We start from the raw sequence: 19,445 nt of genomic DNA on the forward strand, positions 1-19,445 counted from the left end.
ATTAGTTATTTAACCTCACATCAGAAGTTATTTGGCTTGGTCAAATCCACCCGAAAACGACATCGAGTTCTCGATGCTCTTACACAGCAGGTTTGGGGCGATCGCTCCTTAAGTTGACACCAATGGGCGCGCCTCGCCCCTACACACCGAACTTGTGTCTATTTTTTAGGGTCAATAATCTTCATCATTATGACTGTACAATTCATTTAGACTTGCTATATAAAAACTGATACAATTAATTATTAGGAAATTTTTTATAACTATAGTTAAGCAGATGAATCATGATATTAGGCAGTTAGGAATCAATCAAAATTACTGGTATGTTGTTGCCAGCAGTAAAGAAGTTAAAAATAAACCATTGGAGGTAAAATTATGGAATCAAAATATTGTGTTATTTCGGGATAATTCAGGAAAAATTCATGGGTTAGAAAATCGCTGTCCCCATCGACAAGTTAAACTAAGTCATGGTAAAATAATTGAGAATAATTTAGAATGTGCGTATCACGGTTGGCAATTTAATCCTCAAGGAGACTGTGTAAACGTTCCCTATTTAGACGATAACCAAAAATTACCTAAAAATTGCAAAATTCGACAATACCCCGTTAAAGAATTGGATGGGTTTATCTGGTTATTCCTGGGAGAAAATGCCACAGAAATTCAACCGTTAGGCGTTCCTGAATGGGATGATTTGAATTATATTGCAACGGTTTCCGTTATCCATTATCAAGGTCATTTTTCCTTTTTAATTGAAAATTTAATGGATATGTATCACGGACATTTACACCAAGATTGGCAAGCTTGGACAGATGCTAAATTAGACAAAATCGAAGAAACTGAAAACCGAGTTGATGCTTACTATCAAGCCCAGAGTTATTATAAAATTGATAAAATTTGGTCAATTTCCCAGCTATTTTTTCCCAGTTTAAGACACCTTCATCCTGAACCTCTAACGGTTAGTTATATTTATCCCCATTGGTTTTCTACCTTGGGAGAATATTTTAAAATTTATTGTTTATTCTGTCCCATTAGTTTAACCGAAACCCGTGCTTATTTAATTCATTTTACCTCTTTAAACGCCTTTTGGCGACTCCATAAACTCCCGATAAAATTTAGGAAATTTGTTAAAGATTTATGTTTTGGTTCCGCACAAAAACTATTAGATGGGTTAGTTAAACAAGATATTTTAATGATAGAAGAAGAACAACAAGCGTATTTACAATATCCCCAACGTCAAGGATATGAATTTAATCGCACAATTAAAAGTGTTCAACGGTTAATTCAACATCAAGCTGAATCCTTGACATGAGCTTTTTGTTTTAAAATTAATAAAGTAATATCATCAAACTGTTTTTGTTCACCCCGAAACATCACAACATCATTGATAACCGCTTGTTTAATGTCTTCAATGGGGTTTTGCCAATTTTGAGAAATTACATTACAAAGCCGATTTAACCCATATTGTTCTTTACTTAAATTAAATGTTTCCGTAATTCCATCCGTATATAAAACCACTCCATCTCCTGCTTTTAACTCAACGGTTGTGGAATCAATAAATTCTGTAATCTCTTCATCTAATGCAATTGGCATTCCTAAATCTATCGTATCAATTCGTTCAATTGTACCATTAGAACGAACAATTAAAATTTCTTCATGCTGTCCACTGACCGTTAATAATCCTTGATAATAATTTAACAGAACTAACGTTAAATTTCGGTCAACATTCATCCGTTCAACGTTTTTATAAAGAGTTCGGTTCAAAATACTTAAAAATTGAATGGGGTCAGTTTCTCTAATTTCCTTAAGAGTGCGAATTCCGGTTTGCGTCATTAACATTAAAATCCCACTTTCTAACCCATGTCCGGTGACATCTCCAATTCCTAAAGTTACCACACCATCGGTTTCTAAAACATCATAATAATCTCCCCCCACTTCCTCTGCGGGTTCCATAAATCCCAAAATTTCTAATTCACGAATGGTGGCTAATTCTTCTGGTTTAGGTAAAATCATTTGTTGTAAACGTCGAGTGACTTCTAATTCTGTCGCTAACCGTAAATTTTCAGCATGGAGACGACTAATATTAATATGGGTACGAATTCTCGCTAACAATTCATCCTTCGCAAAGGGTTTCATCATATAATCATTCGCACCCATATTTAACCCCGTAACAATATCTTGAACTTGGGTTTTAGCGGTTAATAAAATAATCGGTAATTCCGTCGCATTGAAGCGTTCTCGTAGTTTTTGAGTCACTTCATATCCGGTAACTTTAGGCATCATCACATCCAATAAAATCATATCCGGTTTCAGTCCATGCTCAATTAATTCTAAGGCTTCTTCTCCATTGGTTGCTTGATAAACAGCATAATTATTTAAGGAAAGATTATTAAATAAAACTTGACGGTTAACCACTTCATCATCCACAATTAAAATTTTAATCGTTTCTGGAGAATAATCTATTAACGGTTGAGAAAAGTGAGGATTAATCGCAATTAAAGGATTAATTTGTAACGGTTTGCTCAAATTTTTAACCCGATTTTCCGATGGGTTTTTAATCGTATTTTCAGCAATAGGGAGGGTAAATGTAAATTGAGAACCGATTCCTAATTCAGACTGAACCTTAATTTCACCGCCATGTAATTCTACTAATTGTTTTGTAATCGTTAATCCTAATCCTGTCCCGCCATATTCTCTCGCTGTAGACCCTTCTCCCTGTTCAAAGGATTCAAAAATTCGCTCTAATTTATCCGCAGCAATGCCAATTCCGCTATCAGAAATGGTAATCGCCATTTGATGTTTTTCTGTTTCTGCTAAAATTCTAGCTGAAATTTCTACAATTCCTTCAGAAGTAAACTTGATGGCATTTCCGATTAAATTATACAGGATTTGTTGCAACCGATTTTCATCAGCATCTGCCAAAGGAAAGTCGGCGGGAATGCGATTAATAATATGCAGATCTTTTTGAGTAATTAAGGGTTGACTCAGAATAGAAACCGCATTAACAATACTATAAACATCCACAGGTCGCAACTGCAATTCAATATTTTTGTGGCGGAGTTTAGAGAAATCTAAAATATCACCCACTAAACTTGATAAACGCCGACCACTGGCAACAATCATCGCTAAGTTGCTATTGGTTTCTGCTGGTAAATCCCCCGTTACTCCCTCGATTAAAGATTCAGCAATGCCAATAATTCCATTTAAAGGGGTTCGCAATTCATGGGAAGTATTCGCCAGAAATTCATCTTTTAATTGATCTAAATCTTGCAATTCTTTATTTTTAGCTTCTAAAATAGTAAAGGATTCTTTTAGCTGTTGCGCCATCCGACTAAAGGATTTTCCTAATTGACCGAGTTCGTCTTTTCGTTTTAAATTAACCGTTTGTTCCCAATTCCCTTGAGCAATTTGTTTCGCTGCGAAATTTAACTGTAATATTGGTTTAACAATCCATTGGGCGGTTAATAATCCGATCACTGTTGCTCCTAATAATGCCAAACTACATAAAAGAATGGTTGTGCGAGTATTAGCATTAATTTGTTCCATAAAATCCGATTCAGGAACAACAACCAGAATTAACCAATTAACGGTTTTTCCTTTATTAAAGGGTAACACTTTAACAAAATAGCGATCTTGTTTCCATGTAAATTTAAGATCTTGTCCTTGTTTAATATCGTTTAAATTTCCTTGAGTTTCAATTAAATACTTTGCTGTGGCTTGAGTTAATAAATTTTTACTATTAACAGCCGGAAATAACTGCCTTTCATTATTAATTTCTTGAAAAGGTTTTTCTAAGGTTGATGTGGCTAACAACGTGCCCTTACTATCGATTAAAAAAGTTTGTCCTGATTTCCCTACCTTTAATCGGTTTAAAAAATCTCCAATTCCATCTAACCGTAAAGCTGTATTCAGAACTCCCTGAATTTGTTGGGTTTGAGGATCATAAACCGGGAGTAAAGCACTCATTAATAATGTCGGTTCTAATAAGGATAAATAAACGGAACTCCAAGTGGTGCCTCCCGCTTTCACTGCGTCTTGATACCAAACCCCCTTGCGGGTATCAAAATCTTTAACAAGGGTTGCAACTTTTGTGCGATCGCCTTTATTATTGGTTTGATAAGAATAGAAGTCAAAATTGGTAAATGTATCAACAACATTAATTCTTAATGAACCATCACCCAACTGTTCCCCGGTGCGTTCCTGACCCGCAGCATTGGTAACTTTAATAAAATTAATCTCAGGATAAATTTGAACTTGTCCCCAGAGATATTTTTCCCAAGGGTTTAAATTTTCCAAGGTTAAAGTTCCTGAACGAATTAAATTTAAGTTCGTTTGATTAATCTTTTCAGGAACCATTAAATACGCTTCTAAATTTTGTTCAACCCTCGCACTAATTTCATTTTGTAACTGACTAACAACTTCATGAACAGATTTCTGACCCGCTTGAAATGATAGCCATCCCACAACGCCAACCGCCCCAAAAATTTGGAGTAAAAATGGTACAATCAAAACCGTTCGGATCGGAATTGGATGCCGAGATTTCCGAACAATTTTGAACCAGATTAACGGAACTTGAGGTAAGCGAATTGACATAGATTATAGGAAGTTATTAAATGAATTGAACCCTTTCCTATCTACATCTTAGACCCACCGAGATCAATTTCTTCTCCCCAACGTTTTAACTGACCGACTTCAATATCAAACAAATCAAGCACCCGACAAACCGTATTCGTCACCATTTCATCAATTGACTCCGGCATCGTATAAAATGCAGGAACCGGAGGCATAATAATTCCCCCACATTCAGTCACGGTTAACATATTTTTGAGATGAATGGCATGGAGGGGAGTTTCCCGTACCATTAACACTAACCGACGGCGTTCTTTGAGCACCACATCCGCCGCACGGGTGAGGAGGTTACTCGTTACCCCCGTTGCAATTTCAGCTAAGGTTTTCATCGAACAGGGAAGGATCACCATTCCCATCGTCCGAAAGGAACCACTCGATATCGCCGCTCCCACATCATTAATAGAATAGCTGACGCTGGCCAGATTGTGAAGGTGTTTCCCATCGAGTCCTAACTCATGGGCTCTGGTGAGTTCCCCCGCGCGGGAAACCACAAGATGGGTTTCTACATCGGTTTTCTGTAGGAGTTCCAACAAACGCACGGCATAAATAATACCACTCGCCCCACTAATACCAACGATGAGACGTTTAGAACTGGTCATGTTGACAAATTGGAGGCTAACTAATTTTAACTTTTTTATTTTAGCTTAAATAGTAGGGTGCGTAAGCTCCGCGCACGCACCGCCCCACATTTTATAATAAATAATACGAAAGGGAATGGGCAATAGGCAATGGAAAAATTTGTGAGCATCCCTTCCCTAATTATGTGTAGCAAATATTTAAAGATTTCATATTAGTTGTGTTCGTGCACGTTTGTTTTTAGATTTGAGTTTGGTGCGTGCGCTTTGCTGACGCACCCTACGATTATGGGGGGAATGAATTAGGATTGATTATGTTTTTAAATCATCTTGGTTTCTAATATCACTGCGAATATGTAAATCCCGTTGAGGATAGGGAATTTCAATATTTTTATCAGCAAAGGTTTTCCAAATTTCACAAGAAATTTCACTCATAATTCGTTTACTTCCGATAGGAGTTGCTAACCAAACATCAATCTCAAAATCTAAACTAGATTCTCCAAAATTGATCAAATTGACTAACGGAGCAGGATCATTTAAAGCTTCAGGATGTTCATAAATAATTTTTAATAAAATCTCGATCACTTGTTGAGGATTACAATCATAACTTGTTCCAACTATTAAACAGCGACGCACCCGACGGTCACTCCCTGTCATGGTTTTAAGTTCTTGGGTAAAAAAGATTTGATTCGGAATAATCTTTTCAGAATTATCCTTCATCACTTGTACTGTTGTGGCTCGAATACTCACTTTTTTGACTTCACTTAATTCTCCGCCAATTTCAATAATATCTCCCGGTCTTAAAGAACCTTCAAATAATAAAAATATACCACTAATAAAATCACTAAAAACCTCTTTTAATCCAAAACCAAGCCCTACGGATAATCCTCCGGTAATGGCAGCAAAAGCAGTGGGATTAAACCCAATATATCCAATTATAATCACAATCCCTAAACCAATCAAAAAATAGCGAATTAAAATCAAAGAAGCTTGAAATGCACCCGAATCTAGTTCTGTTTTATCAACAATAATTTGCAGAATCACATATTGTAAAATACTCACAGCCACTATCCATAAATATAACCCCACTGTACTGATAAAAATTGCTTCTAGGGTGATGGGGCTGTTAAATAAATTGATCACCTCAACTTGCATCAATTGATTAACATCTAAAAATAAACTTGAAATTTCTCTGAATACAAATAAAATAAATATCGGTCTAAAAAAATAGAATTTGTATTCTTTAACTTGATGAAGGGGAACAAATAGACATAATCCGATTAAAAATATCCGATAGAATAGATAAACCCATAAAAGCTCGATGGCGGTACTCAGGATTCCTACCATCCATCCTTGACGGTTTAATAAATTCTGAACTAAAGTTAATACAATTAAGTTAAATCCCCTGCCGACCAGATCGGGAATTAAGGCTAATCCACACCAATAAGGAGCTAATGTTGTTCTTTCTTTGAAAGATTTATCCAGACTAATTTTAAATTGTTTAAATTGCTGGTGGATTTTTTTGCGTACCCAATAGGATAAGCCATGACTCAATAAAATTGAGATCAAAATCACCACCAATTGAATCTGTACCGGAGAACGCTCTAAAAAAATTAAGAGTTTTGTAATTTGATCAACAATAAATGTTAAATCGGGTTGATTAGACATATCAGATTTTTTTAGGGTTTAATCAATTGTTGATGAAAGGTGTTAGAAATTCTTTGAGCAGCATCTTCAGGAGTGATACTTCCAGCTAACACTTGAGGATATAAACTATCGCCATCTTTCACCCAAACACGAGCCGATTTAATTTGGTCTAGGGGAATTGCGATGGCAGTTTTAGATTGCTGGACTAATATTGCTTCTAGGGGAAACAAACGACTATTAACATGAACTTGATAAGCCGGAATAAAAGAACCTCGTAGTATCATTAACCGCTTGCGAATCTGTTCCTGATTTGTAAAAAATTGAGCTAATTGTTGGGATAACTTTTGTTGTTCAGGACTTGACACTCGATTAAACACAATCACACGGGAATACAGAAAAGGCCCTGCGGGATTGTTCCCTTCCCCTGGTAATAGGGCGACACCCAAGTTATCTTTCCCTAAAGCTTGGCTATAGTCTGCGAACTGGGAAGAATCACAAAATACATAGGCTAATCGGTTATTCGTAAATGCTTGTTGTAAGACATCAATACTATCAGTAAAAATCATATTGGGTTCAGCTTGGGCGTTTTTTAGCCACTCCATCCATTTTGCCCAACTCTTTTGATCAAAAACAAAATCACCTTGGGTATTAAAAGATTTTTCCCCAAAAACCTGAACCCCCCAAAAGGTGTAGATAAAGGTAGACCAGATTCCTACTGAATAACCGTCTTTTGCTTGTTGTAGAAGTTCTGTTAAGGTTTTAGGGGGAGACTTAACTTTCTTTTTGTTATAGCAAAGCGCTTGAGTCATTACAGAAGTCGGTATACCATAGATTTTCCCTTGATAGCGAACATGACGCATGGCTGTAGGAAGATAGCCGGAAAAGTCAAAGTCGTCAATCACCGGAATCAAATTTTCGTGAATTAAACTCGGAATTACCCCAGAGGTCGTCAATAGAAAATCAGGCCCTAAACCTCGTTTGACTTGTTGACGAAACTGCTGCTCTAATTGATCAGCCGGAATATATTCACTGACAATCCTGACGTTAGGATACAGTTGTATATAATCATTAAACGACTGTTGGATCATTTCCTTAATTTTGCCTTCAAAGGAATGCCAAACTAAAATCTGTCCTTGAATAGGTTCTTCCTGAGACTCAGAGCTTTTCTCCGAACCCTTAAGACTACAACTGGTCAGGAAAATAAAAATTAAGACAATTAATTGTAAAAAACGATAACGCACTGGATTTACCTGTTCTCTAGGTTACATGGCTCAACCTCAAACGAATTATGGGTTGAACATAAAAAATAATGGCCAATCCTTCAGCGATTGATTATATCCTGAAATGCCTGATCTGTTAATTTATTCCCGATTCCATGCTATACCAAAAACAAACGATCGCCTTTTTCAATAAAAGCGATCGCTATTTTGATTAGATTAAAATGCAAATGTTATTTAAACATTCCTGAAACCGAAGCCACTTCGGGTTTAGCAATGCGAGGAGCTAAGAATCCTTTGGCATATAAATCAGGATTTGCTTTTGCCACTTGAATATAAGAATCCCGTACCTGATTATTGAGGGCAACGGTTTTGACATCATAAACCTTCGTAACCAGTTTAGGATATAACCCAATTCCCACAATCAGTACCAGGAAACTAGCAGCAATGAAGATCTCACGGGGTTTGGCATCACTGAAGGTGGCTTCTGTAGGAAGTACACAACTGGTTCCAAAACAAACCGCTTCTTGTTCACCCGGATTTTGTAAGCTTGTATTATTCAGCATACAAACAGGTGCTTCACCCGTTGCGTAGAACAGTTGACGCAGCATTGACAGTAAGTAAATCGGGGTGAGAATTAATCCCACACCTGCGAGCGTCACAATCACAACCCGGAAGGTCGAGCTATAGATATCGCTAGTGGTAATACCGATAAACACTAACACTTCACTGGCAAAGCCACTCATCCCAGGTAAGGCTAAAGAAGCCATAGCTCCGGCTGTAAATAGAGCAAACACTTTCGGCATCGCTTTACCGATATAGCCCATTTCATCCAAAGCCAAGGTATGAGTCCGGTCGTAGGTAACACCCGCTAGGAAGAATAGCACCGCCGAGATTAAACCGTGAGAGATCATTTGTAATAATGCGCCACTCACGCCAATATCGGTAAAGGAAGCAATTCCCAGTAACACAAATCCCATGTGAGACACGGAGGAATAGGCGAGGCGACGCTTCATATTGGATTGGCCAAAGGAGTTTAAGCCACCATACACAATATTGACAACGCCTAAAATCGCTAGAATGGGAGCAAAGTAGATATGGGCATCGGGCAGCATTTCCATATTCACCCGAATCAAACCATATCCGCCCATTTTTAACAGCACTCCAGCCAGAATCATCGAAACCGGAGCAGAGGCTTCACCGTGAGCATCGGGGAGCCAAGTGTGTAGGGGGAAAACAGCCAATTTCAAGCCAAAGGCAATTAGTAACCCGGCATACATTAACAGTTCTAGGGTGAGGGGATAATCCTTCAGACCCAGTTCCACCATATCGAAGGTTAAGGGGCCACCGCCATAGAAAGCCATTGCTAAGGCAGCTACTAAGATGAATAAGGAAGCAGCGGCCGTATACAATAAAAATTTAGTAGCGGCGTAGCGACGTTTTGGCCCGCCCCAGATAGAAACCAACAAATACACCGGAATTAATTCCAGTTCCCAGACAATAAATAGGAGTAGTAAGTCTTGGGCAACGAATACCCCAATTTGGGCCGAATACAGCACCAACATCAGGAAGTAGAACAGACGAGGTTTTTGATCAACCTGCCATGCTGCAAAAATAGATAGAGTTGTAACTAATCCTGCTAGAAGTACGAGGGGAAGGGAAAGACCGTCTACTGAAACGGCCCAGTTCAAACCCAATTGAGGCGCCCAGGCAAATTTTTCCACGAGTTGGAAATTTGCACTGCTCGCATCGTAATACTTCCAGAAGACATAGCACATTAATAATAAGTCCGCGATGCCTACACCGAGGGCATACCAGCGCAACTGTTTGCCGTTTTGATCAGGCAAGACAGGAATGAGCAGGGAAGCTACGAGTGGGAGCAGGACAATCGTGGTAAGCCAGGGAAATTGATCCGCCATCATGACAGTAAGAACAAATACTTATCTGTGAATGATTTCATTGTACTAAACTTTGTAACGATTTGTATATAAAATTTTACCGAAGATAACAATTGACTAAAATCTATGGAATTTCGTAATCCATAGACTTTAGCCAATAATAATGACAATCAGGAAACACAAGATCCAATTACAGAGGGTGGATGAGCTTATTCCCCAAAATGCTCCCGCAATTTTTCTTCTTGTTCTGAGGATAAATTAGATTGAATCAATTCACCTTTATCCATATCTTTGAAAGCATCTTCTACTTTATCTATCGTGACTTTACCCGTTAGTAAAAACAAAGCTGAGGTTCCTTCTGTGACTTGTTCGCGTACACTTTTAATAAAGTCGTCATTAATGCCATAATCGCTAAATTGACCGGAAAGTGCTCCGACTAAGGTTCCAATTGCCACCCCAATAAAAGGCATAAAAAATATTAAGCCAAATAACATTCCCCAAAACGCACCGCCTAACATTCCGGCTCCCACTAAATCAAAGGCTTGAATGGTTTTGGGTTTTTTGCGACCCGTTGGCCAAGTAACAACCGCAGCATCTTGAATTTCAACTAAATATTCTTTTTGAAGTTGAACTAACTTGGCGAGTGCAGTTTCCGCGCCTTCGGCGGTATGAAATTTCCAAACAGTTAGTGTGGCCATAATTTGAAATTCCTATCTTGATGTTCAAGAATAATTCGCTAATTTTTCATGATAAAATAATACCTGAATTTGCGTCGATCTATTCAACAATTACGGAGCGTATGTTAAATTTTCTTAACAAATCGAGTGCTGTAGCGATAGGAACAGTATTTCTATTTCCTAGCATTTACTGGAGTTTGCTATTAGAATTTAGGTGATAATTATCCTTATGATCTTATATTATGAGGATAATGATCAAAGATTGATCGTTAATTTATAATTATTGAGGTTACAAAAACCACAAAAGAGGAACTAAAATCACCGTTAAAATTGCTGCAAAAATTAGGGCGTATTCTACTTTTTGACTAATGAGTTTTATCACTAAAATTAGAAAAATTGCCAATAAAACAGCCCCAATCTCTACTAAATCTTGACCTTTTTTATCAATCAACATGGCATTCGGTGGAATTGTTGGAGAAGCAGAAGGAACTTGAATGAAGCAGTGATAGTAAATAGAATGAGAAAAATAAGGATAAGGCTTAATTAACATAGATAGATAGCTCCAAAATTGAGTAAAAATCAATTGATGACTTCGGTAAAAGATAAGGATTAGTCTAAACGATCTTGAACCAAAATTTCAAGGATTAAGATTTGTGTCCGTAAATCGGCTAGAGCTTGTTGTAGGGGAAGTCTAAGTTACAACTCCACACCCCTTTCTTTCCTACCAAAATGACAAAAGACCTTGCCATTCAAACTCGTGGACTCACCAAACGATTTGAACGCCACTTTGCGGTCAATGATTTAGATTTACAAATCGCAATGGGTGAAGTCTACGGACTCATTGGGCCTAATGGGGCCGGAAAAACAACGTTATTGCGGATGTTAGCCACCGTAGAAGAACCCACAATGGGGGAAATTTATATTAACGGAGAGGCGTTATCACGGGATCATACAAACCCTAAAATTAAACAACGTTTGGGGTATTTACCTGATGATTTTCCCCTATATGATGATCTCAGTGTTTGGGATTATTTAGATTATTTTGCTCGGTTGTATTATTTACGCGAACCTCGACGGACTCAACGATTATATGAAGTCTTGGAAATCGTGCAGTTAACCCATAAACGCAATAGTTTAATTTCCACTTTATCACGGGGAATGAAACAACGTTTGAGCTTAGGTCGCACGATTATTCATCAACCTTTATTACTTTTTCTGGATGAACCTGTTTCCGGTTTAGATCCCATTGCTCGAATGCAGTTTCGGGAGATTATTAAAGCTTTACATGAAGCCGGAATGACCATTGTGATTTCCTCCCATGTTTTAAGCGATTTAGAAGATTTTTGTACCTGTATTGGGATTATGGAATTGGGGTATTTAGTCGAAAGTGCATCCATTGAAGAATTATATAAACGGTTAAGTATCCCGTATATTTTTATCTCCACATTGGGTAAACTGGATACACTCATCGTTGAACTCAAAAATCATCCGGCGGTTCAAAGTTGGGAAATTTTACCCGGAAATCTACAAGTTAAAGTTCACTTTTCGGGTACGGAAAAAGACGCTGCGATTTTATTGCGATCGCTAATTAAAGCCCAAATCCCCTTAAGTGAATTTCATCGAGTTCAAGAAAATTTAGAATCGATTTTCTTAAAACTCGGACATAAACAAGCCTCTTAGAATAACTCCCCCCGTTCAACTTTATTCAGGAATAACGGCCATGAACTTTCCCATTTTAAATCAATTTAGCGAGTGGAACCCCCAACTGGTTCGAGAAATAAAAGGTCGGTTTCGACTTCGCAATATTCTGATGGTCATCGGAATTTCTATCCTCAGCCAAGTGATTTTATTCTTTAGTACCTTTGATCAATTTCCAGGGATCAATAAAATTAAACTTTCTAGCCCCTACTGTCCCTCTCAAAATCAAGGGTTTCAAGCCTACGAGAAACAATATTGGCAAATACAAGATAAACTGGTTAACATAACCGATGCTGCAAAACGTTCAGTTTTAGAACAACAACTGAAAACCCTTGAAAAACTCAAAAATTCTGATTGTCCTCATAATTTAATTGATTTTAATCATTGGTTTACGGACTACTGGACGAATATTTTTATTTGGATCAGTGTGTTAGCGGTTTTTAGCTTAATTGTTCTAGGAACCTATATGCTGATTAATGATTTAGCCACGGAAGAACGGCGAGGAACCCTGAATTTTATTCGATTAAGTCCTCAATCTGCCCAAACTATTTTAATCGGCAAATTATTAGGAGTACCGAGTTTAGTTTATCTCGGAATTTTGCTCACAATTCCCTATCAATTATGGGCAGGAATTTCAGCTAATATCTCACCATTAGAAACCTTGAGTTTTTATGGTTTGACCGTAGCGAGTTGTGCATTTTTCTATAGTCTTGCATTGTTAGTTGGCCTTACCACCAGTTCTTGGTTACATGGATTACAATCTTGGGTCGGTAGTAGCTTCATTTTGATGTTTATCTGGATTGCCAATAATAAAGTTATAACCCATGATGGTTGGGATTGGCTAAATCTGTTTTCTCCGACCTGTTTGCTTCGCTATTTAATTAATCGCACAGGAGAAAGTTACTTAAATTATCCCTTCTCTCACGCCAATATCCAGCAATTAGAATGGTTTGGATTACCAATTGGAGAAAATGGCATTTCTCTATGGGGATTAGCGTTACTCAATTATGCGGTTTTAACTTATTGGATTTGGCAAGCCTTAAAACGGAACTACAATCATCCCAATCTTCCGGCTTTAAGTAAAAAGCAAAGTTATTTATTAACGATTAGCTTCACCTTATTAGCTTTAGGGTTTACAAGTGCTGATCTTGAATCCGTTTATAATGACTCTTCTTCAATTTTCATCGCTAATATTTTCCTGATTTTAGGTTTAATTTTTGCTCTTTCTCCCCAACGACAAACCCTACAAGATTGGGTTCGATATCGTCGAGAACGAAAAAAATCTTTGTGGATAGACCTGGGAAATGATTTAATTTGGGGCGAGAAAAGTCCGGCAATTGTTGCCATTTTGATTAATTTATTAATCGCTTCTACTATTTGGATTGTAACGATTTCCCTCATCGTTAAACCCTCTGAAAAAACCCAAATGTTGTTAGCAGTTGGTTTACATTTGAGTTTCATGCTGCTCTGTGCCAGTATTGCTCAATTAATGTTGATGATGAAAACACCAAAACGAACCTTATGGGCAGCAGGAATCGTATCAGCACTTCTGGTTATTCCGCCATTCATCATTGTTCTGCTATTTTCCGCTCACGGGGGAAGTGACGCAGCTTATGTGTGGTCTGCCCTCTCCTTCATCTCTATTTCTTCAGCCACAACATCCTCGATTCTGATGAGTTTAATGGGTCAAGGATTAATAATTATTCTGTGTAATGTACAACTCACTCGATTGTTAAAAAAAGCCGGAGAATCAGAATTAAAAGCCTTAGCGTCTGGAATAAAAGCACCCTGAACGATAAAAACCAGATGGAAAAATAAAGATTAAGGTTCGGTTCCCAGATTGGAGATAACAGTCTGGGATTCTACTTTTTCTAAATGGGGTAAAGTTGTCGTTTGAAGTTGAGTCGCATAAAGTTGAGGTAAGTTTTGCACCTCCCAAACTTTCAGCAGAATCAAATATTCATAAAACGCTTGCAAAACACACCAAGTAAATCCTGAACGACCGTCTAAAATTCCCCCTAAAATAAAATACATATACAGAAACCGAATTAGAGGTCTAAAGGGTAAACGTAAGGATAAATCTTTTAACGCACGTCGCCGTTCAACTTCCGATGAACCTAAGAATAAATCCTTCCAATTTACTGTTCCCGCCTGTAACTGACGTAGTGTTTCTACGGCTTCATCCGTTGAATAACGATTGTGTTTTTCAATCCAACGGGATAACCCTTTACTACAGGTATAATGGGGATAGGTTTCTTGAATAAATCCCGTAGGGCCGTTACAAACTTCTCGTTCGGTGTGACCATAATCGGTAAACCAAACTTTATCCTTACGAAAAAGACGCATTTGATACCGAGGATATTGGGTACTGCGTCGAATCCAACTGCCTAAAAATATCACCCGTTCGGCGACATAATACCCAATAAAATCATCGCTTTGGATGGCTTGTAAACAGTCTTGAAACAACTCAGTCGTCATCCGTTCATCGGCTTCTAAAATGTAAACCCACTCATATTTAGTGGGAATTTCTTGTAACATCCAAGTCCGTTGTTTTCCGTGACTTTCAAAACGATGTTGTACCACGCGAACGGGATACTGTTGAGCAATTTCAACGGTACGATCTTGACTGAAAGAATCGACCACAATAATGTCATCCGATAAGGCCGCCGATTCAATACAATCCGCGATATCAATTTCTTCGTTGGCAGTGAGAATATAAATAGAAAACATGAAAAATCAGTTATCAGTTATCAGTTATCAGTTATCAGTTATCAGTTACCAGTTACCAGTTACCAGTTATCAGTTATGATCGAGTTGACCGTAGCTTGGAATCCAGAAAATCAAGATTTTCTGGTTTTCACTGATAACTGATAACTGTTTACTGATAACTGTTAAGCTGCTGGGGTTTTACGACGATTTCCACCCCGGAGAATACCCAGACCTTTTAATCCTGTCCAACCAATTGTAATATAGCCAATGGCTAATAATAAGCTACTAATTCCGGTTCGTAAACTTGATTTTAACGACTGGGTTTTGGCTTGTTGTTCAAGTTCTTGTTTGCGATCGCGAATTTGAGTTAACAACTGTGTCGGTAAATTATCTGCTTGTTGATTGAGAAACTCTTCAATAGCTTTCGGATTCGATTTAGACTGTTCTAAAATGTCTTTAACGGGCTTCGGTAGATTGGGATTAGAAAGAGCTTGATTGAGAGCATCAGGATTTTGTGTCAAGCCAGCAAATTGATCTTTAAGCTGAGTTTTTCGCTGTTGAATTTGTTGTTGAAATTGTTCGCTACTAATTTGCTGTTCCAGTTGAGTTTGAGCTTGAGTAGCTTGTTGATTAATTTGTGTAAGAGCTTCGGCTCTAGCCAAACGAGTATTATTGAGATGCAACGGAAACAGTAACAGATATAACAGCCCCAATAAACTTGCTAGTAATGCCACCCAAAATCTTAAACTGGTAAAAGGTTTACTGGGTTTGACAGTTCCTTCTACTGCACTATCCATCCAAAAGGCAACAAAGATCAAGGCCATTCCCACCATAGGCACAATACCTCGATCTACTAAGTCGCTGGTGACACTAATTTGCCACCCTCGATTGAGAAAATTTGGCGGAATCAAAAGTACCAGATAATCCACAAGGGAAGAGAGAAGTAAAATTACCCCAACCAGTTTTAGGATTACAGAGGTTGTAGAGGAAAATTGACGGCTAGAAGTGGCTTTCATTGGATTATTCGTAAGCTAAGTAATGGTTGACCCAGATCGAGATCTGAGTTTCCTGATGTCCCGCCTAACCCAAACTTTTTAGAGTTAGTTAGGAGATGTTCAGGCCGGAAAGTTCCTATCTTTCTCTATCAAACTTATGGGTCGGTTGCAACAGGTTTCAAAAATTAAGGATTCGGCTTTATCTGTCCTTACCCATTCAGTATTTCATTTTCTAATTCCTTTGCAAGGTTAAGATCAACAAACGTTACAATCTTAATCGGTTCGGAGCAATAACAGCGAACTGAGATTCAGTAATTTGTTGGATAGAGGGGATTGGGACAGCTAAAAACCTCTTGACAAAACAAAAAAAACGTGAATGATATTCCTCTGGCGAACTGATTTCAATAAATTCTCATCCTCCCTACTTAGACTTGAATGACTCCTTATCTCTACACCTTAACCCAATTACAACAAGACATCACCCTTCATCCTGAGCAGTGGCGTCCGCTTGTTTTTACGAATGGCTGTTTTGATTTAATTCATGCAGGTCATGTTCGCTATTTACAAGCCGCTAAAGCTTTAGGGCGATCGCTCGTTGTCGGATTAAATAGCGATTTGTCCGTCCAAACCATTAAACCCCAAAAACCCGGACAGCCTCCCCGTCCGATTGTTCCTGAAGCACAACGGGCGGAAGTGCTTGCTAGTTTGAAACCTGTTGATGGTGTGGTGATTTTTTCCCAAACCACAGCCGATGATTTAATCGCGACCCTGAAACCCGATATTTACGTTAAAGGAGGAGACTACACCTTAGAAACCCTCCCCGAAGCCCCTATTGTACAATGCTATGGCGGTGAAGTGGCTTTCATTAATATTGAAGTTCCCTCCTCCACCACTGCCCTGATTCAACGAATTCTCAACGGTTAACTATTCCCGGCTCCTTGTACAATAGTGAAAGTTGAGAATTTTGTCCTCAATCCAAACCTGAAACGCCACCCACTTATGACTGACTTGACCACTTCCCCACAACTTGACCTCATGAGTGCGGATGAATTACGCTCTCAGCTTTTTGCAGGGTCGGAAAAAGCTCAATTCCAACTACTACAAACATTAACCCAAGGTGGGGAGACGGTTTGGGATGTTTTAATGGAATTTTTATTAAAACAGCAGTCTCATCCCCCTAGTTTAGTTGAGGGTAAAGTTTATCAAATTTTATATACGGCTCATCCCCATTCAGAAAAAGTCAGTACCTTTTTGCAAACCCATTTTCCTACGGGAATTGTCCCGTTAAAATCCGAAGCCGGAATAGATTATATTCCTTTGCAAAAATTACTCGCCGAACAAAACTTTTTAGAGGCTGATAAATTAAGTTTACAAAACCTTTGTGAATTAGCTGGAGCTTCGGCTTTACAAAGAAAATGGCTCTATTTTTCTGAAATTGAACGCATTCCTACGACAGATTTACACACCCTTGATGCTCTTTGGCGGATTCATTCGGAAGGCAAATTTGGCTATTCTATCCAAAGAGAACTTTGGCTTGGTGTTAATAAAAATTGGGATAAACTTTGGCCGAAAATTGGGTGGCGCACAGGTCGAAATTGGACGCGCTATCCCCAAGGATTTACTTGGGATTTAACAGCACCAAAAGGTCATCTTCCTCTATCTAATCAATTGCGAGGAGTGCGAGTCATTGAAGCTTTACTCTCTCACCCAGCTTGGTTAAAGTCTTAAGGCGTGTCGCGTTCGGAATATAACAAATCCCGACCTGCAAATGTGACAATTCTTAACACCATTTCTCATCAAATCAGTTTAATCTTAAAAATTAGGCGGTTTTTCACGGTGCTGTCATTAGCAAGACCCCTACTGTTGAATTTAGCTTTGGGATTAAATTTTTTAGTATGAGCGTTAACTTAGCAACCCAACTGCGAGAAGGCACGAAAAAGTCTCACACAATGGCGGAAAACGTCGGTTTTATTAAGTGCTTTTTAAAGGGTACGGTAGAAAAGACGTCTTACCGGAAATTAGCGGGAAATCTCTATTTCGTCTACTCTGCAATGGAAGAGGAGATGGAACGCCACCGCAACCATCCTGTTTTATCCAAATTGTATTTTCCTGAACTCAACCGCAAACAAAGTTTAGAGCAGGATTTATACTTTTATTATGGAGAAAATTGGAAGGAAGAAGTACAACCTTCCGAAGCAGCACAAGCCTATGTTGCTCGAATTCGGGAAGTCTCTAACTCTCAACCCGAATTGTTAATTGCTCATCTCTATACTCGCTATTTGGGTGACTTGTCAGGGGGGCAAATTCTCAAAGGAATTGCTCAAAATGCCATGAACCTCCCAGAAGGGAAAGGAACCCAATTTTACGAGTTCAACGATATTCCTGATGAAAAAGCTTTTAAAGTGAATTATCGTCAACAAATGGATAGCGTTGATATTGACCAAGACATGGCGACTCGCATTGTTGATGAAGCCAATGATGCCTTCGGAATGAACATGAAAATGTTCAATGAATTAGAAGGTAATTTAATTAAAGCCATTGGTCAAATGTTATTTAATACGTTAACTCGCCGTCGTACCCAAGGGTCAACGGAAGAGTTAGCAACCGCCGCCGAATAATCAGTTAAAACACGGAAGATTCAACTTAATCCTGAACGTAAGATGGCTGTAAAGCAGTCACCTTGGGTTCAGGATTTTGCAGTGATTTTAATTACATATAACTTATACTTCTCTATACAAATTTTATCTGATTTATGGCATCTCTAACACCTTCAAGCTTGGAAGAGAAAATCCAAAATTTAGCACAAAAATATTCCAAAGCTCTACTAAAACAAATCAATTGTCGTTTAGAAGAAATGAAAGGTGATGATACTTCTCATTTCTTAATCTATAGAGTTCTGGGTATCACTGAGCAAGAAGGAAAATTAATAGATATTTATCAAAATAAAGGTCGTTTTTTATATAAATATGCAGGATCATTTTTAGAGAAAGCTACTCAATTATCTTTTCTCGAAAAATATCCTAATTCAAAAGCAGTCAAGATTACTAATACTATGGGTTCAAGACCAAAAACATTTGAAATTGATTGTTTAGAAGGAAACAATGCAATTGAAATTAAATGGAGAGATGCAACAACAGATGGAGATCATATTACAAAAGAACATACTAGAATCAAAACTATATCAACCGCAGGTTACAGACCTATTCGTATTATGTTTTATTACCCCAATAGACAACAGGCTATAAGAGTTCAGCAAACTTTAGAAACACTTTATAAGGGAATTGGCGGTGAATATCACTATGGAGAGAGTGCCTGGAATTATGTTAATGAAAGAACGGGTATAGATTTAAGGGCTATCTTACAAAAAATTGCTGATCAAAATACGAATTCGGATGAATTATAATTT

Annotated in this window: 16 protein-coding genes; 7 read left to right on the forward strand and 9 right to left on the reverse strand. The window is 38.1% G+C overall.

Features of this window, described 5'->3' with window-relative positions:
* Window positions 1–274 precede the first annotated feature (274 nt).
* Window positions 275–1,306 (forward strand): aromatic ring-hydroxylating dioxygenase subunit alpha, encoded by a 1,032-nt coding sequence (locus IQ236_RS22640; protein WP_193871382.1) that lies wholly within the window; start codon window positions 275–277, stop codon window positions 1,304–1,306.
* Here IQ236_RS22640 and IQ236_RS22645 read toward each other — a convergent pair.
* The 7 genes from IQ236_RS22645 to IQ236_RS22675 all read right to left on the reverse strand — a co-directional run bounded on the left by IQ236_RS22645 (window position 1,285) and on the right by IQ236_RS22675 (window position 11,187).
* On the reverse strand, window positions 1,285–4,587 hold the full coding sequence (locus IQ236_RS22645; RefSeq protein ID WP_193871383.1) for a SpoIIE family protein phosphatase: 3,303 nt from the start codon (window positions 4,585–4,587) through the stop codon (window positions 1,285–1,287). The two genes, IQ236_RS22640 and IQ236_RS22645, sit on opposite strands and share 22 nt — an antisense overlap.
* Window positions 4,588–4,628: 41 nt before the next feature.
* Complete coding sequence (locus IQ236_RS22650; protein WP_193871384.1) at window positions 4,629–5,222, reverse strand: UbiX family flavin prenyltransferase; 594 nt, start codon at window positions 5,220–5,222, stop codon at window positions 4,629–4,631.
* Window positions 5,223–5,510: 288 nt separating this feature from the next.
* A complete protein-coding gene (locus IQ236_RS22655; RefSeq protein ID WP_193871385.1) occupies window positions 5,511–6,866 on the reverse strand; it encodes a mechanosensitive ion channel family protein in 1,356 nt (451 codons plus the stop codon).
* A gap of 11 nt (window positions 6,867–6,877) precedes the next feature.
* Window positions 6,878–8,086 (reverse strand): sugar ABC transporter substrate-binding protein, encoded by a 1,209-nt coding sequence (locus tag IQ236_RS22660; RefSeq protein ID WP_193871386.1) that lies wholly within the window; start codon window positions 8,084–8,086, stop codon window positions 6,878–6,880.
* Between the two features lie 209 nt (window positions 8,087–8,295).
* On the reverse strand, window positions 8,296–9,984 hold the full coding sequence (locus IQ236_RS22665) for an NAD(P)H-quinone oxidoreductase subunit 4 (RefSeq protein WP_193871387.1): 1,689 nt from the start codon (window positions 9,982–9,984) through the stop codon (window positions 8,296–8,298).
* A 185-nt stretch (window positions 9,985–10,169) separates the two neighbouring features.
* Complete coding sequence (locus IQ236_RS22670) at window positions 10,170–10,658, reverse strand: DUF1269 domain-containing protein (RefSeq protein ID WP_193871388.1); 489 nt, start codon at window positions 10,656–10,658, stop codon at window positions 10,170–10,172.
* 268 nt (window positions 10,659–10,926) lie between these two features.
* A complete protein-coding gene (locus IQ236_RS22675; protein WP_193871389.1) occupies window positions 10,927–11,187 on the reverse strand; it encodes a hypothetical protein in 261 nt (86 codons plus the stop codon).
* A gap of 179 nt (window positions 11,188–11,366) precedes the next feature.
* Between IQ236_RS22675 and IQ236_RS22680 the strand changes: the two genes are divergently transcribed.
* A complete protein-coding gene (locus IQ236_RS22680; RefSeq protein WP_193871390.1) occupies window positions 11,367–12,317 on the forward strand; it encodes an ABC transporter ATP-binding protein in 951 nt (316 codons plus the stop codon).
* Window positions 12,318–12,357: 40 nt separating this feature from the next.
* Complete coding sequence (locus IQ236_RS22685) at window positions 12,358–14,127, forward strand: ABC transporter permease subunit (protein ID WP_193871391.1); 1,770 nt, start codon at window positions 12,358–12,360, stop codon at window positions 14,125–14,127.
* 29 nt (window positions 14,128–14,156) lie between these two features.
* Here IQ236_RS22685 and IQ236_RS22690 read toward each other — a convergent pair whose 3' ends face one another.
* Together IQ236_RS22690 and hpsJ-B are read right to left on the reverse strand one after the other, a co-directional pair.
* Window positions 14,157–15,065, reverse strand: coding sequence for a glycosyltransferase family 2 protein (locus IQ236_RS22690; protein ID WP_193871392.1), 909 nt, complete (start codon window positions 15,063–15,065; stop codon window positions 14,157–14,159).
* A 161-nt stretch (window positions 15,066–15,226) separates the two neighbouring features.
* Window positions 15,227–16,060, reverse strand: a complete 834-nt coding sequence (gene hpsJ-B, locus IQ236_RS22695; RefSeq protein WP_193871393.1) for a hormogonium polysaccharide biosynthesis protein HpsJ — start codon at window positions 16,058–16,060, stop codon at window positions 15,227–15,229.
* Window positions 16,061–16,474: 414 nt separating this feature from the next.
* Between hpsJ-B and rfaE2 the strand changes: the two genes are divergently transcribed.
* The 4 genes from rfaE2 (at window position 16,475) to IQ236_RS22715 (ending at window position 19,442) form a co-directional block, all read left to right on the forward strand.
* Complete coding sequence (gene rfaE2, locus IQ236_RS22700) at window positions 16,475–16,963, forward strand: D-glycero-beta-D-manno-heptose 1-phosphate adenylyltransferase (RefSeq protein ID WP_193871394.1); 489 nt, start codon at window positions 16,475–16,477, stop codon at window positions 16,961–16,963.
* Between the two features lie 75 nt (window positions 16,964–17,038).
* Window positions 17,039–17,767, forward strand: a complete 729-nt coding sequence (locus IQ236_RS22705; RefSeq protein ID WP_193871395.1) for a GUN4 domain-containing protein — start codon at window positions 17,039–17,041, stop codon at window positions 17,765–17,767.
* A gap of 167 nt (window positions 17,768–17,934) precedes the next feature.
* Window positions 17,935–18,657 carry a biliverdin-producing heme oxygenase gene (locus tag IQ236_RS22710; RefSeq protein ID WP_072718715.1) on the forward strand — a complete coding sequence of 241 codons (723 nt, stop codon included), beginning with the start codon at window positions 17,935–17,937 and terminating at the stop codon, window positions 18,655–18,657.
* Between the two features lie 134 nt (window positions 18,658–18,791).
* A complete protein-coding gene (locus tag IQ236_RS22715; RefSeq protein WP_193871396.1) occupies window positions 18,792–19,442 on the forward strand; it encodes an ApaLI family restriction endonuclease in 651 nt (216 codons plus the stop codon).
* Window positions 19,443–19,445 lie beyond the last annotated feature (3 nt).

The sequence above is a fragment of the Planktothrix mougeotii LEGE 06226 genome, from assembly GCF_015207485.1.
Taxonomy (GTDB): Bacteria; Cyanobacteriota; Cyanobacteriia; order Cyanobacteriales; family Microcoleaceae; genus Planktothrix.